General features: G+C 42.3%; 25 protein-coding genes and 2 riboswitches. All 25 genes read right to left on the reverse strand.

The features are described 5' to 3' along the window. Positions 1–52 precede the first annotated feature (52 nt). A complete protein-coding gene (locus ACQKFO_RS13575) occupies positions 53–586 on the reverse strand; it encodes a chromate transporter (RefSeq protein WP_149156535.1) in 534 nt (177 codons plus the stop codon). Further along, positions 583–1,143: a chromate transporter gene (locus tag ACQKFO_RS13580; protein WP_427599304.1), complete on the reverse strand. Its 561-nt coding sequence runs from the start codon at positions 1,141–1,143 to the stop codon at positions 583–585. Before ACQKFO_RS13580 ends, ACQKFO_RS13575 begins: the two co-directional genes overlap by 4 nt. A gap of 38 nt (positions 1,144–1,181) precedes the next feature. Beyond that, positions 1,182–2,795 carry a gamma-glutamyltransferase family protein gene (locus ACQKFO_RS13585; RefSeq protein WP_427599306.1) on the reverse strand — a complete coding sequence of 538 codons (1,614 nt, stop codon included), beginning with the start codon at positions 2,793–2,795 and terminating at the stop codon, positions 1,182–1,184. Next, positions 2,792–3,793 carry an ABC transporter ATP-binding protein gene (locus ACQKFO_RS13590; RefSeq protein WP_427599307.1) on the reverse strand — a complete coding sequence of 334 codons (1,002 nt, stop codon included), beginning with the start codon at positions 3,791–3,793 and terminating at the stop codon, positions 2,792–2,794. Before ACQKFO_RS13590 ends, ACQKFO_RS13585 begins: the two co-directional genes overlap by 4 nt. Next, on the reverse strand, positions 3,759–4,766 hold the full coding sequence (locus tag ACQKFO_RS13595) for an ABC transporter ATP-binding protein (RefSeq protein WP_427599308.1): 1,008 nt from the start codon (positions 4,764–4,766) through the stop codon (positions 3,759–3,761). Before ACQKFO_RS13595 ends, ACQKFO_RS13590 begins: the two co-directional genes overlap by 35 nt. 8 nt (positions 4,767–4,774) lie before the next feature. Next, entirely contained in the window at positions 4,775–6,307 is a 1,533-nt protein-coding gene (locus ACQKFO_RS13600; protein WP_427599310.1) for a glutathione ABC transporter substrate-binding protein, read from the reverse strand. 19 nt (positions 6,308–6,326) lie between these two features. Continuing rightward, positions 6,327–7,232 carry an ABC transporter permease gene (locus ACQKFO_RS13605; RefSeq protein WP_427599311.1) on the reverse strand — a complete coding sequence of 302 codons (906 nt, stop codon included), beginning with the start codon at positions 7,230–7,232 and terminating at the stop codon, positions 6,327–6,329. A gap of 20 nt (positions 7,233–7,252) precedes the next feature. After that, positions 7,253–8,194 (reverse strand): nickel ABC transporter permease, encoded by a 942-nt coding sequence (gene nikB / locus ACQKFO_RS13610; RefSeq protein ID WP_427599313.1) that lies wholly within the window; start codon positions 8,192–8,194, stop codon positions 7,253–7,255. A 237-nt stretch (positions 8,195–8,431) separates the two neighbouring features. Beyond that, a complete protein-coding gene (locus ACQKFO_RS13615) occupies positions 8,432–8,881 on the reverse strand; it encodes an Lrp/AsnC family transcriptional regulator (RefSeq protein WP_148970246.1) in 450 nt (149 codons plus the stop codon). A gap of 251 nt (positions 8,882–9,132) precedes the next feature. Further along, positions 9,133–10,329, reverse strand: coding sequence for a PDZ domain-containing protein (locus ACQKFO_RS13620; RefSeq protein ID WP_427599314.1), 1,197 nt, complete (start codon positions 10,327–10,329; stop codon positions 9,133–9,135). Between the two features lie 234 nt (positions 10,330–10,563). Next, the gene (locus ACQKFO_RS13625) at positions 10,564–12,009 is read right to left on the reverse strand and encodes a S41 family peptidase (RefSeq protein WP_427599315.1); all 1,446 of its coding nucleotides are present in this window, start codon (positions 12,007–12,009) and stop codon (positions 10,564–10,566) included. 175 nt (positions 12,010–12,184) lie between these two features. Further along, positions 12,185–13,258, reverse strand: coding sequence for a homoserine O-acetyltransferase MetX (gene metX, locus ACQKFO_RS13630; protein ID WP_427599316.1), 1,074 nt, complete (start codon positions 13,256–13,258; stop codon positions 12,185–12,187). An 80-nt stretch (positions 13,259–13,338) separates the two neighbouring features. Continuing rightward, positions 13,339–14,634 carry an O-acetylhomoserine aminocarboxypropyltransferase/cysteine synthase family protein gene (locus ACQKFO_RS13635; RefSeq protein WP_427599317.1) on the reverse strand — a complete coding sequence of 432 codons (1,296 nt, stop codon included), beginning with the start codon at positions 14,632–14,634 and terminating at the stop codon, positions 13,339–13,341. 249 nt (positions 14,635–14,883) lie between these two features. After that, positions 14,884–15,003: riboswitch (SAM riboswitch) on the reverse strand. A gap of 95 nt (positions 15,004–15,098) precedes the next feature. Further along, entirely contained in the window at positions 15,099–16,238 is a 1,140-nt protein-coding gene (locus tag ACQKFO_RS13640; RefSeq protein WP_427599319.1) for a trans-sulfuration enzyme family protein, read from the reverse strand. 123 nt (positions 16,239–16,361) lie between these two features. Continuing rightward, the gene (locus ACQKFO_RS13645) at positions 16,362–16,745 is read right to left on the reverse strand and encodes a DUF302 domain-containing protein (protein ID WP_427599321.1); all 384 of its coding nucleotides are present in this window, start codon (positions 16,743–16,745) and stop codon (positions 16,362–16,364) included. A 91-nt stretch (positions 16,746–16,836) separates the two neighbouring features. Further along, entirely contained in the window at positions 16,837–17,418 is a 582-nt protein-coding gene (locus ACQKFO_RS13650) for a redoxin domain-containing protein (protein ID WP_427599323.1), read from the reverse strand. Beyond that, positions 17,411–18,028, reverse strand: coding sequence for a hypothetical protein (locus ACQKFO_RS13655; RefSeq protein ID WP_427599324.1), 618 nt, complete (start codon positions 18,026–18,028; stop codon positions 17,411–17,413). Before ACQKFO_RS13655 ends, ACQKFO_RS13650 begins: the two co-directional genes overlap by 8 nt. A gap of 32 nt (positions 18,029–18,060) precedes the next feature. Further along, a complete protein-coding gene (locus tag ACQKFO_RS13660; protein ID WP_427599325.1) occupies positions 18,061–18,636 on the reverse strand; it encodes a class I SAM-dependent methyltransferase in 576 nt (191 codons plus the stop codon). Positions 18,637–18,951: 315 nt separating this feature from the next. After that, complete coding sequence (locus tag ACQKFO_RS13665) at positions 18,952–19,326, reverse strand: hypothetical protein (protein ID WP_427599326.1); 375 nt, start codon at positions 19,324–19,326, stop codon at positions 18,952–18,954. 60 nt (positions 19,327–19,386) lie between these two features. Next, the gene (locus tag ACQKFO_RS13670; RefSeq protein WP_427599327.1) at positions 19,387–19,632 is read right to left on the reverse strand and encodes a type B 50S ribosomal protein L31; all 246 of its coding nucleotides are present in this window, start codon (positions 19,630–19,632) and stop codon (positions 19,387–19,389) included. 27 nt (positions 19,633–19,659) lie between these two features. Continuing rightward, positions 19,660–19,929 (reverse strand): 30S ribosomal protein S14, encoded by a 270-nt coding sequence (rpsN, locus tag ACQKFO_RS13675; RefSeq protein WP_044338339.1) that lies wholly within the window; start codon positions 19,927–19,929, stop codon positions 19,660–19,662. 182 nt (positions 19,930–20,111) lie between these two features. Continuing rightward, the gene (locus ACQKFO_RS13680; RefSeq protein ID WP_427599328.1) at positions 20,112–20,288 is read right to left on the reverse strand and encodes a hypothetical protein; all 177 of its coding nucleotides are present in this window, start codon (positions 20,286–20,288) and stop codon (positions 20,112–20,114) included. Positions 20,289–20,472: 184 nt separating this feature from the next. Further along, a riboswitch (cyclic di-GMP riboswitch) is annotated at positions 20,473–20,561 on the reverse strand. A gap of 168 nt (positions 20,562–20,729) precedes the next feature. Beyond that, on the reverse strand, positions 20,730–22,088 hold the full coding sequence (locus ACQKFO_RS13685) for a murein hydrolase activator EnvC family protein (protein ID WP_427599329.1): 1,359 nt from the start codon (positions 22,086–22,088) through the stop codon (positions 20,730–20,732). 39 nt (positions 22,089–22,127) lie between these two features. Further along, complete coding sequence (gene ftsX, locus ACQKFO_RS13690; RefSeq protein WP_427599330.1) at positions 22,128–23,012, reverse strand: permease-like cell division protein FtsX; 885 nt, start codon at positions 23,010–23,012, stop codon at positions 22,128–22,130. Further along, positions 23,002–23,688, reverse strand: a complete 687-nt coding sequence (gene ftsE, locus ACQKFO_RS13695) for a cell division ATP-binding protein FtsE (RefSeq protein WP_427599331.1) — start codon at positions 23,686–23,688, stop codon at positions 23,002–23,004. Before ftsE ends, ftsX begins: the two co-directional genes overlap by 11 nt. Positions 23,689–23,726 lie beyond the last annotated feature (38 nt).

A 23,726-nucleotide genomic window follows, 5' to 3' on the forward strand; every position in this document is an offset into this window, starting at 1 on the left:
GACAAAAAAGAGCTAACTCTTTCATTCCGAAGTTAGCTCTTTCATCATCACATTATGCGCCAAGGAAAAATGCCCCATATAGCAATGCAGCACCTATTACGTATGCTGGACTCACTTTCCATTTTTCAAGTAGAAAATAACTGCACACTGCGATCAATCCAGTTTGAAAAATTCCAATTCCCTCATAAGCATTGGTAAAGAAACCAATCGTCATGACCCCTAATAATACTGCAATTGTCGGACGAACCAAATTTGTCATCTTTTTCACTCTAGGGGAATCCTTATATTTCATTAATAAACCGAGTAGCATAATCATCAAGATCAATGAAGGGGCAACTGTTGCAAACACACCGACTATTGCCCCTGGCACCCCGCCTTGCTGGTAGCCTATGTAACCGGCCATCTTGGTAGCTATAGGTCCTGGCAATGCATTTCCTAAGGCTAAAACTTCACTGAACTCACTTACTGTCAGCCACTCATAATGATCAACTACTTCATTTTCCACCAATGGTATTGATGCCGGTCCCCCTCCATATCCCAATACACCGGGAATGAAGAAAGCCAAGAAAATTTGAATATAAATCATGATGCTTTCACCTGCTTTTCCTGACCTGGATTTCGTGACATAAGGGCAAATCCTAGTAAAGCACCAATCACGATAGCCGGATGAACTCCTAAGACGGAAAGTAATAGAACACTCACTGCCAACAGAATGATGGTTATTTTCCAGCCCATACTATTTTGAGACTTTTTGACAAACCCCCACGTTAATACACCCAGCATAACGCCGACTACTGGAACTACTGCACTCGCCATCCCCTGTACCCAATTCTTATCTTTATAAGTATTTAGAACGGTCAGCAATAAAACCATCAAAACAATAGTCGGAATGATGGTGGCCAACACGGCATTAATCATCCCTACGTAGCCACCGACCCGAAATCCTATATACCCCGCCATCTTAGTTGCAATCGGACCAGGCAAAGCATTCCCAAGAGCCAAAACATCGGAGAAATCATCATCGTTCATCCATTTATATTTTTCCACTACTTCTTTGTGAACAAGAGGAATGGAGGAAGGCCCTCCTCCAAATCCCAACATACCTACTCGAAAAAAAGCGAGAAATAAATGCCATTGTTTCATGATGTCACCCCCTCTTCCATTCGATCAATCATCATTCATCACCAAGCCGAAATAGCCCCATCAGTACGTGACTCTGTACCTCCCATTAGAACTCCTGATGCTGGATTCCTCCAAATGATCTGGCCTCTTCCGAAAGATCCGTGATCTGTCGCTACTTGAATATGATGTCCCCGCCTAGCCAATGCCTGGGCAATGTGATTGGGGAAATCGGGCTCAACCAGAACTTCTTTATCCTTTATCCATTGCCATCTTGGTGCATCCAAAGCTGCTTGTGGGTTTAAATGAAAATCAATCGTATTCATCACTACTTGGAAATGTCCCTGAGGTTGCATATACCCCCCCATCACACCGAACGGACCTATTGCCTCATCTCCTCTTGTCAGAAATCCAGGAATGATCGTATGGTATGTTTTCTTTCCGGATTTGAGTGCATTGGGATGCTCAGGATCTAAAGAGAAATCATGCCCCCTGTTCTGCATGGAAATACCGGTACCCGGAATCACAATACCAGAACCAAATCCCATATAGTTACTTTGTATGAAGGAAACCATATTCCCCTCATCGTCAGCAGCAGCCAGGTAGACTGTTCCGCCTTTTTGAGGCTGATATTCTTTTGGAGTGATCGCGTCTTCTTCAATCATTTCCCGTCTCGAGCGTGCGTACCCTTCAGATAACAAGTGTTCCACCGAAACCGGCATTTCTTTTTCCTCTGTGATAAAAGCTTTTCCATCGGTAAAGGCAAGCTTCATGGATTCGATTTGTTTGTGATATGTATCAACTGCGTCTTTTTCTGATAAATTGAAGCCCTGCACGATATTTAGTCCCATCAAGGTAACCAGCCCTTGACCGTTAGGAGGAATTTCCCAAACATCGTAGCCTTTGTAGTTTGTTGAGATCGGGGTCACCCATTCCGCTTTATACTCTGAAAGATCTTCCTTGGATAAGTAACCGCCACACCTTTCAACATAGGAAGAAATCTTTTCTGCGAGCTCTCCCCGATAGAAACTTTCTCCATTTGATTCTGCAATCAACCTGAGAGTGGCGGCGTGACCTGGTGATGACCATATCTCCCCTATAAGAGGGGCTCTCTGATCGGGGGCAAATGTATCGAACCAGGGCTGAAATTTTTTATCATCTTTAAATAACTCCCGGAATTTCTTATAGGCCAGCCCCCAATACTTCCCAAGTACAGGACTGATTGGATACCCTTCTTCAGCATATCGAATCGCTGGTGCCAGTACCTCATTTAATGAAAGTTTACCAAATTTGCTTGATAGCTCTGCCCATGCTGAAGGGGCACCTGGAACGGTTATAGGGACAGCTCCATGCACAGGCATCCCTTCATGCCCTTTCCTTTTAACATCTTCAATGGAAATACTTTTTGGAGAAGGTCCGCTTGCATTCAAACCATGAAGCTTCCCCTTTACCCAAACCAAGGCAAATGCATCGCCACCAATTCCATTGGATGTAGGTTCAACTACTGTCAGCGCAGCAGCAGTCGCAATCGCAGCATCTATTGCATTTCCGCCCTTTTGTAAAATTTCCAATCCAGCCTGAGATGCAAGAGGCTGAGAAGTAGCCACCATTCCTTTCTTCGCAAAAACGGTATTACGTATTGAAGAATACGGTTGATATAAATGATCCATCTTCATAATAGTTCACTTCCTTTTTCGACATGATGACAAGCTACATAATGTTGATCTCCCATATCACGCCATACCGGCTTCTTTTGCTTGCATTTCTCTGTAGCAATCGGACAGCGTGTATGGAATGTGCATCCCGAAGGAGGATTTGCAGGATTTGGGATTTCCCCTTCCAACCGGATTCTCTTCCGATTCCTCTCGATCGAAGGACGGGGAATAGATGACAAGAGAGCCTTCGTATAAGGGTGCAATGGGTTTTCGTAAAGCTGTTTGGCAGATGCCAATTCAGCCGTGTTTCCTAAGTACATCACCATTACCCGATTACAAAAATAACGTACCACTCCCAGATCATGAGAGATGAATAGGTAGGTTAAACCGTATTTTGACTGAAGAGTCTTTAACAGTTTCAGAACTTGTGCCTGCACGGATACATCGAGTGCAGAAACTGCTTCATCACAAATAATGACTGAAGGATTCAATGCTATGGCACGAGCGATTCCTATTCTTTGGCGCTGACCCCCGCTGAACTCATGTGGATATCGGTCATAATGTTCTTCCTTGAGGCCCACCTCTTTAAGCAGGTCGATTACTTTCTCTCTTCTATCTTTGCTGGACAGCTTGGTATGCATGATAAAAACTTCTTCAAGAGCATCTCCGATTCGCTGTCTTGGATTCAGTGAAGCATATGGATCCTGAAAAATCATTTGCATTTGTTTCTTGAAGGGAAGTCGGTTACGATCGGATAAATGCTGAAGCTCCTGTCCCCGAAAGATCACTTTTCCTTCAGTCACAGATTCTAATCCTAGCACGGCTCTACCTAATGTAGATTTACCACACCCGGACTCCCCGACTACACCTAAACTCTCACCCTCAAACATTTCTAAACTGACATCCTCCACTGCTTTCACATGACCTTGAACTCTTTTAAGTAATCCGCCCTTGATGGGGTAGTATTTTTTCACTCTTTCTAACTTAAGTATGGACGATTTTTTGACGGTTGTCGGCACCTTCGTCTACCTCCTGTAGCCAGCATTTCACTCTGTGGTCTCCATGCAATTCAAACTCATCTGGAACTTGAACGACACACTTTTCCATTGCATAAGGACACCGGGGATGAAAACGACAGCCGTTGATTTCTTCATTAATATTTGGAAGTGAACCAGGTATTGCCTCAAGTTCAAAATCGGGTTCATCCAAATTGGGTACGGAATTCAACAACCCCTTGGTATAGGGGTGCTGGGGATTTTCAAAAATGGATTCTACTGATCCTTCCTCCACTTTTTCCCCTGCATACATGACCATTACTCGATCCGCCACTTCTGCTACAACCCCCATATCATGTGTAATCATCATAACCCCCATGCCAAGCTTATCTTTCAAATCTTGGATTAAATCAAGAATTTGAGCTTGAATGGTCACATCCAAGGCAGTAGTCGGTTCATCGGCAATGAGTAATTGGGGGTGACAGGCGAGTGAAATGGCAATCATGACTCTCTGCCTCATTCCTCCACTTAACTCATGAGGGTACTGTTTCATTCTTTTTTCAGGATATGGGATGCCTACTTGCTTCAATAGTTCAATCCCTTGTTTATGAGCATTTGATTTATTTAGCTTATGATGTAAAATGAGCGGTTCTCTCAATTGATACCCGATTGTCAAAACCGGGTTCAACGCCGTCATTGGCTCCTGGAAAATCATTGATATATCTTTACCGCGAATCTTTCTAAGTTCCTCTGAAGATATTTGGGTTATATTCCGATCCTTGAAATCGATACTGCCTTCCTTGATGAATCCATTGCTTGGAAGCAGCCCCATCACGGATAATGAGGTAATGCTTTTTCCGCACCCTGACTCCCCTACGACACATAGGGTCTCTCCTTTTTTTATAGAGAACGATACTCCCCGGACAGCCGACACATCACCGTCTGCCGTCCGAAAAGCTGTGACTAAGTTCTTTACAGATAATAGATCTGTTGTCATCTTTACCCCTACTCTCTGTAAACGTTGTATAACGACCATTGACCAGTCGGATCTAATTTAAGACCTTTTACAGATTGATCCGTCGCTGCCGTTACTACTCCATGATTCATGACGATGACCGGTGCATCCTTAACGAGTAATTTATTCGCTTCATCCAGTTTCTCGGCACGTACATTTTGATCAACATTTTCTCTCGATTCATTAACGAGCTTATCGAATTCAGGATTACTATATCGGACTCTATTGGAGGAACCTACGTTATCTGAATGAAAGTTTGGATACAATAGCTCACTTCCATCTGACGTTGTATTAGACCAGCCAAGGAACGTCATATCATATTTCCCATCACGGGCTGTATCTAAGAACGTTCCCCATTCCATTGTTTCAATGGATACTTTTAAACCAGCTTCCTGCAACTGGGATTGAGCAATCTCTGCCATCAGCATATAACTATCACGATTCGCAACTAATATCGTAAGCTCTTTTTCTTCAAAGTTATTCTTTTTCACCAGTTCTTTCGCTTTTTCCAGATCGTGTTGATACCCTTCTTCGTTTGCTGACTCATCATAACCGAATACCTTCGGACCGATTACACTGTTTCCTGCAATGCCAAGTCCATTCAACTTTTTCACGTAGGCTTCACGATTGAGTGCATATGCCACCGCTTGTCGAAACTCGGGGTTGTTCATCGGCTCTTTTTCCATATTGAATCCCATATAGTAAACAGGGGTCCCTTCCTGCTTTGATACCTCTACATTCTTTAGAGTCTCTACACGTTGTAACTGTTCAGTAGGAATAGCATCAATAAATTGAACCTTCCCTGTTTGAAGCATAGAAATCGCTGTCGTCACTTCTGGTACTACTTTAAAAACGACTTTCTTAAGTTTAGGTGCATCCTGCCAATATTCTTCATTTTTCTCGATTACAACCTGATCTCCCGGTGTCCAACTTACGAATGTAAAGGGGCCGGTTCCTACAGGTTCTTTCATTAAATCTTGAGATTCATCCGCTGCAGGACTGACAATTGATGAATTTGTATGTGACAATGCTGCCAATAATGGTCCATATGGATATTTCGTCTTAATTTCAACCGTATAGTCATCCACAACATTCACTGACTCGATGGGCTCCAATAGCGACGCACGGGGTGCAGCTGTCTCGGGGTCCATAAATTTATCGAATGTATATTTAACTGCTTCTGCATTAAAGTCCGTTCCATCATGAAATTTAATATTTTCTTTTAGTTTAATAACCCACGTTTTATCGTCTGGTGTTTCATATGATTCAGCCAGTAAAGGCTCCATTTCCATCGTCTCTGGATTTCTCGTGAATAGAGTTTCATAGACTTGTTCAATGACGTTAGAGGAAACCGAATCGTTTGTTAATATAGGTGAAAGCCCCACTACATCGGAAGTTGACGCATACGTTAACTCTTGGGAGACTTCCCCGTTACTTTTGTCCCCACCTCCACTTGAACTGCTTGAACATGCCGTCATGAAAACTACTAATAATCCTACCAATACGATTAGCCACTTCTTCATCTTACATCCCCCTCTATTTTTATTGATTCAAATTCATGTTTGGATCAAGTGCATCCCTTAAACCATCTCCGACTACGTTAAAAGCAAATACGATAAGCATGATGGCAATTCCCGGTACGATCGTCATATGTGGTGACGTCCACATGAAATTTTGTCCTTGGGCAATCATTGCCCCCCATTCGGGTGTCGGTGGCTGTGCCCCTAAACCAAGATAGCTAAGGGCAGCCGTTGATAGGATGGCCGTTGCCATTCTCATGGTGGCGAATACAATGATGGGGGCTATACAGTTAGGCAGAATATGTTTTACCATGATCCGCAGATCACTGGCTCCAAGTGATTTCATCGCTTGAATGTACTCTTGCTTCTTTACGGATAATACAGATCCTCTTACGATACGTGCGCAAGTTGGGATGGACCAAATACTAATTGCAATCGCCACGTTCACTAAACTCGTTCCAAGAACGGCAATGATCAGCATAGCTAGGAGGATACCTGGGAAAGCAAAGAGTAAATCCACAATCCTCATGATGAATCCATCCAGCTTACGATAATAACCTGACAGGAGACCAAGTGTCACGCCCCCAATCAGCCCCAGACTTACAGCAGTAATTCCAACTACAAGGGAGATTCTTGCTCCAAAGACAATCCTGCTCCACATATCGCGGCCATAGTTATCCGTTCCAAGCCAGTGTCCTTCCGAGAATAGAGGTAATTCACTTGCCGCTAAATCTTGTTTAAGCGGCCCGTTGCTAGTAATCAATGGTGCTGCTATTGCCAGAAAAATTTGCAGGGTTATAATAATCAATCCAATTACGGCTAATTTATTTTTCAATAAACGTTTTACGGTCGTTACCAGATACTTTTCCTTTTTCTTCAATTGAGCGGAGCTTCTTACAGAGTTAGTTGTCACAACTTCTGCTGCCATTTTGTCTTTCCTCCCTTCTATTAATCGTAGCTAATTCGTGGATCTATAAAGACATAAATAATATCAACCAACAAATTCACAAGAACAAAGAGTGTTGCCACTAATAGAACGGAACCTTGAACCATAGGGAAGTCCCTGGCTGCTATCGCATCAATCATTAACCTTCCCACACCATTAATAGCGAAGACCTGCTCCGTTATAATCGTTCCACCAAGGAGGAAACCAAAGTTCAATCCAATGACAGTAATGACAGGAATCATTGAATTTTTAAGGGCATGTATCCAAATGATTGTTTTCTCTTTTAATCCTTTTGCCCTGGCTGTTCGTATGTAGTCTGCCCGAATGACTTCAAGCATTGAGGAACGGCTCATCCTTGCAATCATTGCGGCCGACCCTGTGCCCAATGTGATAGCTGGAAGAATCAGCTGTTTCATCCCTTCTATCGTCCAAAAAGGAGAATCCAGCCCTCCGACTGGTAAGACCTGCAAATTTACTGCAAATACCAGAATAAGAATTGTTCCAAGCCAGAAGTTCGGTATAGAAATACCCGCTAAAGCCACCACCGTACTCGAAACATCCAACCAAGAATTTTGTTTTAATGCTGAAATAATTCCAGCGATGAGTCCGATCACTACTGCTACAATCATGCTTGCAACAGCGAGATTCAACGTATTAGGGAACCTGACTGCAATCGCTTCGGATACGGATTGTTTTGTTTGATAGGAATAACCAAAATCACCTTGAAATACCCCTTTCAGATAATCCCAATATTGTACCAAGAATGGATCATTCAGGCCGAGATTATCTCGGATGGCTGCAATATCAGATTCTGAAGCAGTGGGTCCTCCGATAATGGATGCTGGATCTCCTGGTGCGATATGCATACTGCCGAAAACCAGGAACGAAATACCGATGAGTAAAAGTATTAGCTCTAAAAATCTACGTGTAATGAGTGCTGCCAAAATGTTCAACCTCCTTTTCCTCTAACCTGAAAGAAATTTACGTTTGTTAGGAGAAAATTGATATTAACCTAACAAACGTAGTTAATTTTATGTTATTGACGATTATATCGGATACCGAAAGGAAAATCTACACATTTTTCTAAAAAATTTATTTATTTTGAATATTTAACTTTTGATGGCGTTTTCAAAAGAAACCAAAAAAAAGAGCTTACCAAAATGATGGTTAAGCCCTTTTTCCTATAATTTAAGTCCACTTCTACTTTTAAACCTTCTTAGCAGAATGTGACTTTCTACTCTGGAAATCCCCTCCAGAGAATACAATTCATTATTAACAAATTTCTCTAACGCTGTAAAATCCTCGACAAGTACGTGCATATGTAATGTGCTTGGCCCTGTCATTTGATAGCAACTTGCTACACTTGGATTATCGGCTAAGGTTTGAGCGACCTCCACTAAATAAGCGGGCTCACAATCCACCTCAAAGAAAGCCGATACCTGCTTTCCAACCTTTTCAGAATTAATTACCACACTAAATCGCTCTATGACTCCATTTTCCATTAACTGATGTACCCTTTCCCGGACAGATACACGTGAAAGATTCAACTCTTTCCCAATATCAGCGTAAGAAAGTCGTCCATTTTCAGTTAACAACTGTAATATTTTTCGATCAATGTCATCAATCTTCATCACATCACCTCACAAATTCACCTTACAGTATTTTTAACAAAGTAAATTTATTATAACGATAAACCAGTTTTAAGAAAAGGGAGTATCAGAATTCTCCGAAAAATCACGGAGGTCTTTAATCCTGTTCCTTTAGTCCTTAATCCAGAAAAAACAACAGATTGATTTCCTCTGAATAAACAGAAGGACCCACTACTTAAGGACGTCCTTCTAATTATCATATATTATCTAAGACGAAAGTCTTCTTGAAATTTTCACGAAACCTGATGATGCTCCCACCCTGAAGCTTCATCGGCAAAAATAATTCCCAACTCGTGATGATCACCTTCGTACAGGGCGCCTTGTGTAAAACGGTTTTCCCCGTTTGTCCCAAGTACCTCAAGCTTACAGTACGCCCCGTTCTTTTGAAGGGCTTCATAAAACGCTCTTTCTGTATTTACTTCGACTCCATTTACTTTCAGTACGATTTCCCCTACTTCCAGTGTCAGTTTCTTTGCAGGAGAACCAGGTAGAATTCCAAGAATCATGACTCCCTGAGACTGTCTTTTAAAGAAGTATGGCTTAGAATCCTCAGCACTTCGGTAGCGATAAGAAATCCATGCGCGTCCTCCCATTGCCACAACCGCTGCCCCGATTGAAAACATAGGAGCCCAGAATCCTGTTACAGCGAGTGTCAATACGAATGCACCAAGCCAGAAAACCCTGTAACCCGTATGCTTGATCGCAACTTCAGGCAAGGTACTTTTAACAAGCTGCTGAAAACCAAGAAGGAACGGCACACAAAGGAGAGAATACGTTTCTGTTCCCAGTGTAAACACCGGCCACCATTCAAATGGAAGCGTCAATGTCCCGGTAGGAACAGGCACAAACATCGGCACAAGCCACAGCTTCTTCCCTTGATGGGCACCTACTTTCAGTCCACGTGCGCTTTTAAGTAGACGCGGGGAAGTATGCTTCCACCCGTTCAATCGAATCAGGCTTCCTTCAATCATCATCAATACACCAAGAATCACAACGATAGAGCTCAGCAGCCCTGCATTCAAGTTATCTACATATGTATTCACATAAGGGATTTCCCACTGAAAATAATCCAACGCAACCAGGACGAAATATGAAAACCCAACCGTCATGGCCGCAGACATGAGGTGAAAACGACTCGTTAATGCAAACAGGATGGACACCAACCCTATCAGCATGATTCCGGCGAAAGGAATCACAACTCCTGCTCCAACCGTTACGACAGAAAACAGCAATCCTAGTACAATTCCATATGAAAATAAAACCCGAGTATCATGATATCCGTCCAGCAACCTCGTATTAAAGTCTCTTCGTTCTCTTTTGACACGATAATAGCCCGTCATGATAGCGAAAAACACAGACAAATATAAAACAGGATGAAGAAACAACTTTCCAAATCCCTTCACTACCTCCAGCAACCAAAGCTCAACCAATGATCCGTCACCACCTTTTTTAAGAAAATTTGCATTATCTACTATTTTATCAAAACACTCCCCTAAAACCTATTGCAATTTTATTTGATAGTTTTACGATTCGATTTCATTTCCGACAGTATTCTGCATATTTTCCCGGGAAATGATGTCGGATAGACAGGAAAAACAAGTAATTATGTGTGATTTTCAAAATGAAAATAGAGCCGACCACAATAATGATCGGCTCCAAATTTATTAACGCTGTGCTGTTCGTTCAATATATTCTAAAGCCGCCTGCAATTGCATGTCATTCTTCTCATTCTTTACCGCTTCAAAGATTTCTTCCTGTAATCTTTCTGCTGTTACATTATCAATGATCCCTGTCACATCAATACTCTCCTGGCTTTGAAAATCCTTTACAGCCTTCTCAGTTTCTTTACTGAAATATCCATCCACGCGGTCAATGGTGAATCCAAGTCCTTGAAGCATTTCCTGGGCGTTTTGAATCTGTTCATTGTTCATCCCTTCTTTAAGGGGCTTTTCAACTTGAAGCGGGTGGGCATAGAAGTAGGACGGCTGTCTGACTGGGATATCCGGTTTGATCCCTTTTTTATGAATCCAGTTTCCATTTGGCGTCAACCACTTGAACATCGTCAGCTTGATATTGCTTCCATCTCCCATTGGAACGGCTTGTTGTACCGTGCCCTTTCCAAAACTCTTCGTTCCGATGAGTGGATATCCTTCAGCCTCTTTTAGTGCGCCAGCGAGAATTTCGGAAGCTGAGGCACTTCCTTCATCTATCAACACCACCACAGGGTACGCTTTTCTTGCTTTGCTATTTGAGAAGGATTTCATCACTTCCCCACTGCGTTCCTGAATTTGCACATACGGCTTTTTCTCTGTTACGAACTCTTTGAGGATTTCTTCTACACTTGAAAGGAGACCTCCTGGATTCCCTCTCACATCAAGGACCAATCCTTCTACCTTTTTCTTCTCAAGATCCTCTAATTGCTTTTTAAAATCAACGGCTGTATTTTCTGAGAAAGTAGTAATCTGGATGTAACCTGTTTTCTTTCCATTGACTTCCTTTACATCAGAGATGACCGTCTCTACAGGAATTTCATCACGCTTCACAGATACTTTGATGGGATCCGTCAGTCCTTCCCGCGTAATCTCCAATTGAACCTCAGTACCCTTTTTCCCTCTGATTTTCAAAGTAGCTTCGTACAGATCAAGTCCTTCGATGCTATTTCCGTCTACTTTAATGATCCTGTCATTCGGTTTCAGCCCCGCTTCTTCCGCAGGAGAATTTTTAAAAGGAGCGACAATGATCAGCTTTCCGTCCATGATTGTGACTTCTGCTCCGATTCCTTCAAAAGAAGAATCCAGGGCGTCATTAAATTGCGATGCCGTTTCCGCATTCATATAAACGGAATATGGATCATCCAAAGTCTTCAGCATTCCCTGAATCGCTCCTTCAACAAGCTGTCCTTTGTCCACATCCTGAAAGAATTTGTCACTGATCAAGTCATACGCTACTTCTACTTTGTGCAGCTTGTCATTGAGCTCGCCTTTTCCATCAAACTGAGCAAGCTCGTCCCCATCCTTGCCCGTCCATTCCAAGCCGCCATACATTCCTCCAGCACCGATCAGCATGCTAATGATGATTGTGATGATGAGCTTTCTGCCCGTCCACTCCATATATTCCCCTCCAGCTTGTTGTTGGTCTATTGTATAGATAAGAGTGGCGCGAATATGGACGCCAGCCTTTCTTATCCAACGAAAAAGACACCACACAAAAACGCGCTAAGGCGGTGCGATGTCTTTGCTTATCTAACTATATGCCGGAGAGGGACGAGTTATGATAAGGCGATCCTTATTTTATTCCTGTAAAAACTCTATGGACGTGATGGTTTTGAAGATGAGAAGCAATGATTCCTCCCCACTTTTCAAATTCCACCAGGAACCCGTCATGACCAAAGGAGGTGGAGATAAAGTAATGTTCACTCTTTGGTACAAGCTGAGTAAACTCTTTTAAGTATTGAGGTGAATAAATTAAATCTCCTTCATAGCTGATCGAAATCAGTTCGCACTGATAATTCTTTGCTACCTCTTCAGTTCCTCCTCTTCCTCTTCCGATATCATGTGAGTTCATCGCTTTCAGCAAGGTAAGGTAGCTGTTTGGGTCAAACCGCTTTCCTAATTTCTTTCCTTGGTAATCGAGATAGCTTTCGACATTGAATTGTTCGTTTTGCTTTTCACGTTGGAAACGATGATCGAACAGCTCCTGTGTCCGGTACGTAACCATTCCAACCATTCTGGCAATCTCCAACCCTTTTAAAATGGAGTCTGGTGGATAATGGCCTTTTTGAAAGTCGGGGTCCTCTTCAATGGCTGTGATTCCGATGTGATTAAAGGCGAGACCGTAGTCATTTAAGGCAGGAGTAACGGCAAGGGCGAATACTTTATTTATATAGGCAGGATAGAGGGCTCCCCATTCTAAGGCCTGCATTCCTCCCAGTGATCCTCCGATGACCGCTTCGATGTGGTCGATTGACAGTTTTTGGAGTGCTTTATATTGGCCATGGACCATGTCCCTTATCGTAATACTCGGGAAGTCCGGACCGTAACGCTCTCCCGTATGTTGATTGGTGGACGTCGGTCCCGTGCTTCCTTCACATCCTCCTAAGACATTAAAGGCAATCACATTAAAATGTTCGGTATCAATATACGACCCCTGACCAATCAGTCCATCCCACCAGCCGCGGTCCTCACTCGCCCCCTTTACGATATGGGTCCCGGTGAGGGCATGGCAAACCAGGATGGTCGGTCCGTCTTTGTTTCCTGTTCGTTCATACGTAAGATCTACATTTTTCAACGTGGTGCCTGACTCTAATGTTAGGGATGGGATGGTAATGGAGCTAACTTCATATGTGCATGGCTTCTCCATTCCTCCACCTCCTTTTTTGGTGTTGTGGCGGGGGGATCAGGATTCCAATCGGTATACCCCCGCTGGTTAAAAATATCCTATTATACCCGTGATGTTTCCAATGCGACTTCAATGGCATGATCCAAGTCCTCAATCAGGTCCTTCGCTGACTCTAATCCAACAGAAAGTCTCACAAGATCCTCGGTTACCCCTGTCGCACGGATTTCCTGGTCATTTAATTGCTGATGGGTCGTGGAAGCCGGATGGATGATCAGTGATTTCGCATCCCCTACATTGGCAACATGGGACCAAAGGGAAATGTTATCGACTACTTTCCGTCCGGAATCCCTTCCACCTTTAATTCCAAAGACGACGATGGACCCCGCTCCATTTTTCAAGTATTTTTGAGCAAGTTTATGGGACGGATGCTGCGGCAATCCCGGATAGGATACCCACGCAACGCCATTATGCTGATCTAAATGCTCTGCGATCTTCAAGGCATTCTCTGTATGACGTTCGATGCGAAGGTGCAGCGTTTCTAATCCCTGTAACAGAAGGAATGCGTTCTGTGGACTTAAGCACGCTCCCAAATCCCGAAGCAGCTGCACTCTTAATTTTGTAATGAAGGCAGCCGGCCCCACATCCTGTGCGTAGCGAAGTCCATTATAGCTCCGGTCCTCTTCCGTGAATCCCGGGAATTTTTCATGATTCCAATCGAATTTCCCACCGTCTATGACGACTCCCCCGATTGCCGTTCCATGACCACCAATCCATTTTGTTGCAGAGTGGATGACGATATCAGCTCCATACTCGATCGGCTTACATACATATGGAGTGGCAAAGGTATTATCGATGATCAGCGGGATGTGATGGTCGTGAGCCACTTTTGCTACCTCTTCAATATCAAGCACATGTAGACTTGGATTTCCGATTGTCTCAGCGAATACGGCTTTCGTTTTAGGAGTGATCGCTTTGCGGATATTTTCCGGGTCAGTCGGATCTACAAAATGAACCTTTATTCCGTATTTCGGAAGAGTGGTAGAGAATAAATTATAGGTTCCACCGTAAAGATTGGTAGCTGCTACAATTTCATCACCTGCTCCGGCGATATTCAAGATTGATAGAGAAATAGCAGCCATCCCGGATGAAACCCCTAGTGCTCCGATTCCTCCTTCTAAAAGAGAGAGGCGCTTCTCCAGTACATCGACCGTCGGGTTCATGATACGGGTATAGATGTTGCCTGGCTCTTCAAGGGCAAATAATTTAGCCGCATGATCACTGTTATCGAAAACGTAGGATGTTGTTTGGTAAATGGGCACCGCTCTTGAACCTGTGGATGGATCTGGCTCCTGGCCACCGTGAAGCAGTAGTGTGTCGAAATCGAATGATTTTGTCATTGGGAATTCCTCCTAAAATGGTTTTTTGGGATTGGGATTGGGTTTGTTTAAATGTTAGTTGACATATTCAGCTGTTAGAAAAGATGTTTTTTTCAGCTGCTGAAATTTCTCAAAAAATCAGCAGCTGATATCTCCAAACATTCTTGCTGAACACCCCCAATGTCTGAAATGTGTTTTACTAAGAAGATAGAAGAGGAAAAAACAAAAAAACCTCTTCCTAAGAAGAGGGTCTAATTTAATAGGGTCCTCCTCTTATCTTTCAGGCAGATCGCCTGCAGGAATTAGCACCTTTTCATGTGACGCATTATTGCGCACATGAAGGTTGCCGGGTTTCATCGGGCCTAGTCCCTCCACCTCTCTGGATAAGAGCATGTAGTTGTCAATGTGAAAATTCTTGCGTTGAGATGAATTATAAGGGGTAACCAACCTCGACGTCAAGAGTATTTTTAGAATTTTTACATTATTTAATTTTTAACCGAAGCTGCAATCGCTTGGTTAAATTGCACGACGATGTCTTCCCCGTCTTCAATACCTAACGATATGCGCACGACATGTGTGTTTATTCCGAGTTTTTCCTGAGCATCCTTCGGTAGAGCACGGTGAGATGTTCCCAATGGGTAGGAAACCGTCGTCTCTACACCGGCGAGGGAAGGAATGATTTTAATCCATCCAAGTGATTTGAAGAATGTGCTGATATCGCATGTGCTGGATAGTTCGATCGTAACGATAGCGCCATTTCCCTTATCCGATAAATCGGTTGGGTAATAGACTCCCTTCACAAATTCATTTGAACGAAGGTCCGCCGCCAGAACTTCTGCATTACTTGCTTGGGTTCCCATTCGAAGAGCGAGTGTTTTTGCCCCTCTGCAAGTCAGCCACGCTTCAAATGGACTCAAGTTCGACCCGATGTTGACAACTTTCTCTCTCGCTTTTTGAACAAGCTCTTCTTTTCCCACGACGACTCCTGCTGTGATATCACTGTGTCCACCGATATATTTCGTGGCACTGTGAGCGACCAGGTCGACCCCTTCCAGGAAAGGCCGGCGCAGAAACGGTGTGGCAAATGTGTTGTCGATCATGGTTTTCAGATTATGTTTCTCAGCAAGTTCAACTATTCTTGAAATATCTTCTACCCGCATAAACGGGTTCGTCACCGTCTCACTGTATAGGAGTTTCGTTTGTGGTGTTAGAGCCTCCTCGATCTCTTCAACACTCGTAAAATTCACAAAAGAAGTAGATATGCCAAATGTCTTAAGCTCTTCTTTTAACATATGAAACGTACCGCCGTATAAATCCTCGGCAGCAATGATATGGTCCCCTGATTGCACAACAGCGAGGATTCCTACAAGAATGGCCGATAATCCAGAAGAGGTAGCGACACCTGCTGGAGCTCCTTCCAAGTCTGCCACCATTTTACCAAGCTCGTCTGTATTCGGGTTTCCCGTTCTTGTGTAGAGATACGGAGACTTTCCTTCGTAGAAACCCTCCAGCTCCTCTAAAGATGTAAAAGAAAAGGCAGATGTTTGGTAAATCGGCGTCGTCTTACTGCGGATTTCCTCAGTCCCTTTTAATTGACTATGTACGACCTTCGTTGTGAACTTCATCTCTGTCATCCTTCCTGAATCTATTTATTTTTAAAAGTGTATCATATTCAGAAGATTGTGAGGAGTAGGATGTATCCGGAGGCATAAAAAAACACCTGTCCCATTGCAACAGGTGCTCCTCGTTTATTGAACGTTATCTAAACATCCGATCAGGCGATTTTCAATATCCAATGCCAGGTTTTTCAGTTCATCGTTATCCACCATTTCGATCAGCTTGCTTGGTTTTGCCATACCTATTTTGGTGGTTCCGCCTTCTGTATATACTGTTACTTTACAAGGCAGGAAGTAGCTTACGAGCATGCTTTCTTCCAGTACCTTCTTAGCTTCATGTGGATTACACACTTCTAATACGACTACTTCTTCTTTGAAATCAAGGCCTTTATCCTGCAGCTTCTGAGCAAGATCGAGATTCCATAGTACACCGAAGCTTTCGTCTTTTAGACTGGATTCTACCGCTTCCACTGCTTCTTTCACACTCATCGAGACTTCTTTAGTGTAATGAAACATGTTCACATCTCCTCCTTTTTCTTTCACATTCTGTTAATACCTCATAGAGTATCAGATCAAACATCGATATCTAGAGGTCCGTCCCTCGCCATTAATCCATTCCTTCGACCATTTTCCCCATCATGTCTTCGTTCATGGGGCCGACGATTTTATGTTGGATGATGCCTTTGGTGTCGATCATGTAGGTGGTCGGGATGGTGAAGGCCCGGTATTCGTCTCCGATTTCTCCCTTTTCATCCATTGGGATGGGAAAGGTGAGTTCGTAGCCGTCGATGAATTCCTGGACAGCCTTTTCCCCATCGTCCATGGACGTCAGGTTGACGGCAAGGATTTCAACGTTTTCCTTCTCTGCATTCTCTTCGTAGTAACTCTGCATATGGGGCATTTCAGCTTTACATGGCGGACACCAGGTAGCCCAGAAGTTCAGGATCACTTTCTTCCCTTGATAATCTGAAAGCTTTATTGCTTCACCACTTAAAGTGGTTAATTCAAACTCCGGAGCCCTGTCTCCTTTTGCTAGCCCCTGCGCTGCATTAGACAGATCCATGGATTCATTGGCTAATTGAGCGGCCTCTTCCCTGGCCTTCTTTTCCTGCTGACCCTGAAAAAAGTTCGCTAAGAAAATGCCGATCAGAAGCGCAACGATTGCCAAAGCAAAATTTCGTTTATTCATTGTGTTTCCTCCTTACGCTTAAAAGAAAGATGAGATTGGTCATCATGATCAGATACGTCCAGGTGGTGACGGTAAATTCAAAGCCACCGATGAAAGCACTTAGAAGTAGCTGGACTAAAGTAAACATAACCAATAACTGTCCTGTCCAGATATCGCCGCCGGGATCAATGGCTTTTTTAATATAAATGACAGTGATCAAGAGATTGAGCAGCACCTGGATACCAGCTAGAAGATAGTGGTGATGAAGCGTATGAAGGACAGCTTCAAATACAAGAACCGTAACCATCCATGCAATGATGACAGTAGCCGGTTGATCTACTTTTTTAACAAATATGTAGGCAAGGGCTGCTATCAGTCCTAACCAGTACCCAATGACTCCACCGTGAAAATAGAGGATTGTAATGGGATGCTCCATAACCGTTGGAAAATCAACCACAATCACACTCAGCTTCCAGACGAGTAAAAAAGTAAAAATACTATTCGAATACCAGTCGCTCGCCTTTCTATTCCAGAAGTAGAGGACCAAGAAAGTGAGTATTAAGGAAGCAATAATGGCTGCCCATGAAGCCGGAAATGTGAAGGAGCCAATAGTGTACCATTGTTCAGTCATAGGCATTCCCCTCCCTTTAGATACTTTCTGATTTATCTATTATTCTTTCTGACAACAATATAGTAAACCGATGGATGCAAGTGACCTACTGTTGTCTGGAATCCGGATGAATTGAGCTGTCGATCGAGTTCCTCGGAAGAAATCCGATGATCTAAAGGCGGTCCCATTTCAGATTCCACCTTCTCCCAATCCAGGATCAGCCAAATTCCATCTTCCTTCAGCATATCGTGTAAATCTTGAAATACTTTAATCAGATCGGGAACCTCGTGTAAGACGAAAGCGGATACGATTTTGTCCAAAGTACCTTTGTTGAAGCTGAGGTATTCAAGGGATGATTTCTCATAAATAATATTATCTACATTCTCTTCAGTGGCACGGTGTTTCAGATACTCCAGCATTTCCTGTTGCAGATCTACCGCCTGGACCTTTGTTTCAACCGTTTTGGCAATAGGAAGGGTCAGGTAGCCATTGCCACAGCCTAAATCGGCGACGATATCGTCTTTATTGAGTTTGAGAAGTTCCAGTACTTTCTCCACCGGTACGAGCTCTTGTCGTTTTGGATCGAGGAGCTTTGAAGCTTTGTGATGTTCATATAAATCTCCGGTCATCGGGGTTCCTCCGTTCTGAAACAATACCCTATTATGTATTAGTATCTTAAATTTTATATATACAAGCAAGTTATTTACTCATAGTGTATCCTATATGAAAATTATTACAGATAGCGTGGAGGAATATGTGTCTAAAATATGAACAATAAAAGGACTCTCCTGGATGGGAGAGCCCTTTGTACCGGATTTTTTCTGTGTTGATTTTCTTTAACGAAAATATCTAAAAATCACTTATTCATTGATATCCGGTATTTTTACTAAGTAATTTTACGTATAACGAAATGATTACGATTTAAACCCTATACTTCATTCTTTTTACTTAGTATAAGCATGATCCATGGAAAAGAAGAAGTAGCTCGTATTTATTGCTTCTGATACTTTCATCGACCGTATGGTGTCTGTATAATCAATCCATGTAGCATGCTTCAGCTTCTGATCTAATTTCGTATTAATCTCTTGCTCAATGTTCTTCATCTGTTTCATCAACTCTCCAAAGCTCATGTTAAAATGAGAGGCTGCCTGCTGATGAGGAGCATGCTTCACAAGTAATGCCATGAATTCCTCTGAAGTCTCCGACCGGCTCGCTAAATCATCTTCAAGACTGACCACATATTGGTAGATGTCCCTTTTTTCCTTTGGCAAGCCTTCAACAATATCCCTTGCGACAATTTCCATTAAGTGTTCGTTCATCATAGTCACCTCGGCATGGGTCTATACCATAACATATTCTTCCTGACGGCCACACATGCACTAATTCATGTTGTATTTTTTCAAGAAGCGTTCTGCACGGCCTCCACGATCTGAGAACTTTTGTCGTCCTGTATAAAAAGGATGCGTGTCTGAACTTACTTCTACTTTTAATAAAGGATAAGTCTTCCCGTCTTCCCACTCAATCGTTTCATTCGATGTTTTTGTAGATCCTGTTAAAAAGGAAAAACCACTGTTCGTGTCCATAAATACCACCTGTTGATACTCTGGATGAATGTCTTTTTTCATTCTTATTCCTCCTTATAGTTTCGTGGATTACCAGCTTGATTTTTTGACACCTGGTATTTGCCCTTTATGAGCAAACTCCCTAAAAGCGATACGGGACATCTTAAATTTACGGAGATACCCCCTCGGTCTCCCTGTCACTTCACAACGACTGTTTAATCGTGTCGGTGAGGAATCCCTCGGCAGCTTTCTTAACGCTTCGTAATCACCTTTCTCTTTTAACTCCCTGCGCAGATCTGCATATTTCTGAACAAGCTCCTGACGCTTCTTCTCTTTTACTACCTTTGATTTCTTAGCCAATATGATTCACTCCTTATGTTAATCGTAATGATTACGTTTTAAAAAGCATATGGTTATTAAACCATACTTTTTTTCTTTTTGCAATGATATTTGCCTATAACCTATGGGAGAGAACCCAATCCTGTTAAAAGATAAATAAAACCGAATGCCATTTAAGACCGGCATTCGGCTTTTATGTACTCTTATGCTGCTTTCAGTCCTTCTAAAATTAGCATAAAGTATTTAACTGTATCTCCACTGCGTCGATTGATTATATCAATATCAGCTAGAATCCGCTTAACTTCTTCAGCACCCAGACTATGGATAAGCATTTCACTTATTTCTTCTGCTGAATGTTTCCCGACATAGGAATACTTCAATGCAGTACGGTTCCTTCTACAAAAACTTCTTAATTGCCTTTTTAATTCAGTCGATTCCAACATCATCATCCTTACTACAGATTCAAATCCTACTATATTGGAGATAAAGATAAAAAAATCCTACCAAAAAGGCAGGTTAATGCTATTAAAAAACGTCCAATTAGTATTCATTTTCATCCATTTTTTCGGTAACCCGGCGATCATTATTTTTCAAAAAATGGCAGACCCGTGGTTTTGCGTCCTAATCTTTCAATTAGTTTGCCTTTTCGAAGGACTTTACAAATCATTGTTTTAATATTTAGGTAATACAGTTGTCATTATACTAGATGGAAGAGGATATGAAAACAGTCATAAGAATATTGTTCCATTCCATTTCCTTACATATTATCGTAATGCAGACCTTCAATTAAAAAAACCCCGCACATGGCGGGGTTTTTCTTATTAAAAGTTAATATATTGACGTGGATTTACAGCGTTTGATTTAGATGCATTCCAAGAACCTGCATGAAGCTCAAAGTGTAAATGCTGTCCGAAAGAATATCCTGTGTTACCCATGTAACCGATTCTGTCACCTTTGTTCACAGCTTGTCCAGTGCTTACTGATGAAGAAGACATGTGAGCATAAACCGTTGTGAACGTTTGGCCATTGATTGAGTGAGTGATGTAAACGACATTTCCATAGCTTGAGCTATAGTGGCTCTTGATGACATATCCATCAGCTGCTGCTGAGATCGGAACACTGCCTCTTGCCGCGATATCTGTACCATAGTGGAAACGTTTCTTACCGTTTAATACATCCCAGCCGAAGTTCGTTGTAATCGTTCCAGAAGCTGGGGCTGTCCAGGCACCGGCACTTACTGGTGCACTTGGAGCTGATGGCGCAGGTGCTGCAGAAGAACCACCTCCGCTATTGCTGCTTGTTGTTGCTTGTTGTTGTTCTGCTGCACGCTTTGCCGCTTCAGCTTCCGCTTGACGCTTGCGTTCGATTTCACGCTGGCGAGCAAGCTCTGCTAAACGTGCTTGTTCAGCCTGGATTTCACCTTCAAGCTGGTGTTCCATTTTAGCAAGCTCATCTGATTCTTGTTGAAGATCTTTTTTCTCTACTTCAAGGGAAGCCTGCTGTGCTTCCAGTTGCTTGAACAAATCCGCTTTTTTAGCTTTTTGACTATCAAGATCTTTTTTCAGAGACTCAAGGCTCGCTTTAGTAGACTCTAAATCTGCAAGCTTGCCTTCTACTTCTTCTTGTTTCTTTTCTAATTCAGCCTGATCACGTTTTTGTTCGTCCATGATCTTTTTATCAGCACTAACGATTGTATTTACTGCTGTTACACGGTTGATGAAGTCACCGAAGCTGTCCGCGCCAAGTAGTACATCAAGATAATTTGCAGAGCCGCCTTTTTCCTGAATCGCACGTGCACGTTCTTTTAATAGTTCGTTACGTTCTTCTATCTTTTGCTTTAGAACTTCAATTTCTTCTTTAAGTTTATTGATTTCTGCTGTTGTTTCATCAATCTCTTTTGCTTTTTCGGTAATTTTTGTTTCAGTGTCTTTTAATTTTGTACTGATTTCAGCAATTTGTGATTGGATTTCTTGTTGTTTATTGATATTTTGATTGATTTCTGATTTTTTCTCATCAATCTTCCCATTGATTTCCTCTTTTTTGGAAGAAATGTCTTCTTGTTGCTTTTGTAATTCCTCCACAGAATGGGAATGAGCGTTAGCAGTTGTCCCTAACGTTGGTAGACTTCCGATTGTTAATGCTGCTGCAATTGATAATGATACGAAATACTTCTTGTTCAAGCGGCATGCTCCTTTCAGCTTCTATCAACCTATCAAATTTTACACTTTTAAGAATTTACGAACAGACATAAAGCTTCCCCAAGCCCCGATCAAGCAACCCATTAATAGAATCAATCCGTTTACTTGATAGATAAAGGGGGTAAAATCTAATATCTGAATAAAATGGTTTTGTAGTTTTGGTTTAATAAATTCATAAGCATAGTAGTAACCTGTTGTGACAAGAGCGATCGGGATAATAGAACCTAAAATTCCAAGCCATAATCCTTCTAGAATGAATGGCCAGCGTACAAACCAGTTGGTTGCACCCACGAGTTTCATTATCTCGATTTCCCTTCTTCTGGCGACAATGGTGATTTTAATTGTATTTGAGATGAGGAACATGGCGGTAAACAATAGACCGATGATTAACACTAATCCAACGTTACGACTCATTTCCAGTACATTAAATAATCTTTCAATCTTCGCTTCACCATAAAGTGCTTCGTTCACACCTTCATACTTGCTGACTTCAGCAGCGATTTTCCCGGTATCACGGGGATCTTCGGCTTTTACGATAAATACATCGTATAGTGGATTATCCTGTTCAAATAACCTGAAATCGTCTCCTAAATCCTTAACCAGATTCTGAAGTTCTTCTTCTTTAGAAGAATATTCTACGGATTCCACTCCACTTATTTGGTTGATCTTCTTATCTATTTCTTCTACTTGAGATTTTTCAGTACCGATCTCTAGTAGTACGCGTACTTCAACGTCTTTCTCAATATCGGTTGCAACCTTGTTCATGTTTAGCATAAGTACCATAAATACACCAACAAGTAACAGGGTTACAGTAACGGCACTCACGGATGCGAATGTCATCCATCCATTACGTCCGATGCTTTTGAAGCTTTCTCTTAGATGTCGACCATACGTCCTAGCTTTCATAACCGTAATCACCTCGCTGTTCGTCACGAACAATTCGGCCATTTTCGATGGCAATTACCCGATGCTTGATGGTATTTACGATTTCACGATTATGAGTAGCCATGATCACCGTTGTTCCACGATTGCTGATATCTTCTAAGATGTTCATGATATCCCAGGATGTTTCCGGATCCAGGTTACCCGTAGGCTCGTCTGCGATCACCAGCTTCGGCGTATTCACGATGGATCGTGCAATCGATACACGCTGTTGCTCTCCGCCTGACAATTCATTGGGAAGCATTCTTGCTTTATGCTTTAACCCTACCAAATCCAGTACTTCCATGACTCTCTTCTTTATTTGCTTTGGATGTTCTTCTATTACTTCAAGTGCGAAGGCAATGTTCTCATAGATTGTAAGAGTTGGTAACAGCTTAAAATCTTGAAACACGACTCCAACGTTTCTTCGTAAGTATGGAACTCTACTATTTTTTAATTTTGCAAGATTAATACCGTTTACGATGATATCACCTTTAGAAGGCTTTTCTTCACGGTACATCATTTTAATGAAAGTAGATTTCCCGGCGCCACTTGGACCGACAACATACACAAACTCACCTTGCTTAATGTGGACGTTTAAGCCATTGGCAGCCATGACACCGTTGCTGTACTGCTTATACACGTCTTTCATTTCTATCATTTTAAAATCACCTAATTTGTATTATGTAGTTACCCTCT

The sequence above is a fragment of the Rossellomorea sp. NPDC071047 genome (assembly GCF_050270195.1).
GTDB lineage: Bacteria > Bacillota > Bacilli > Bacillales > Bacillaceae_B > Rossellomorea.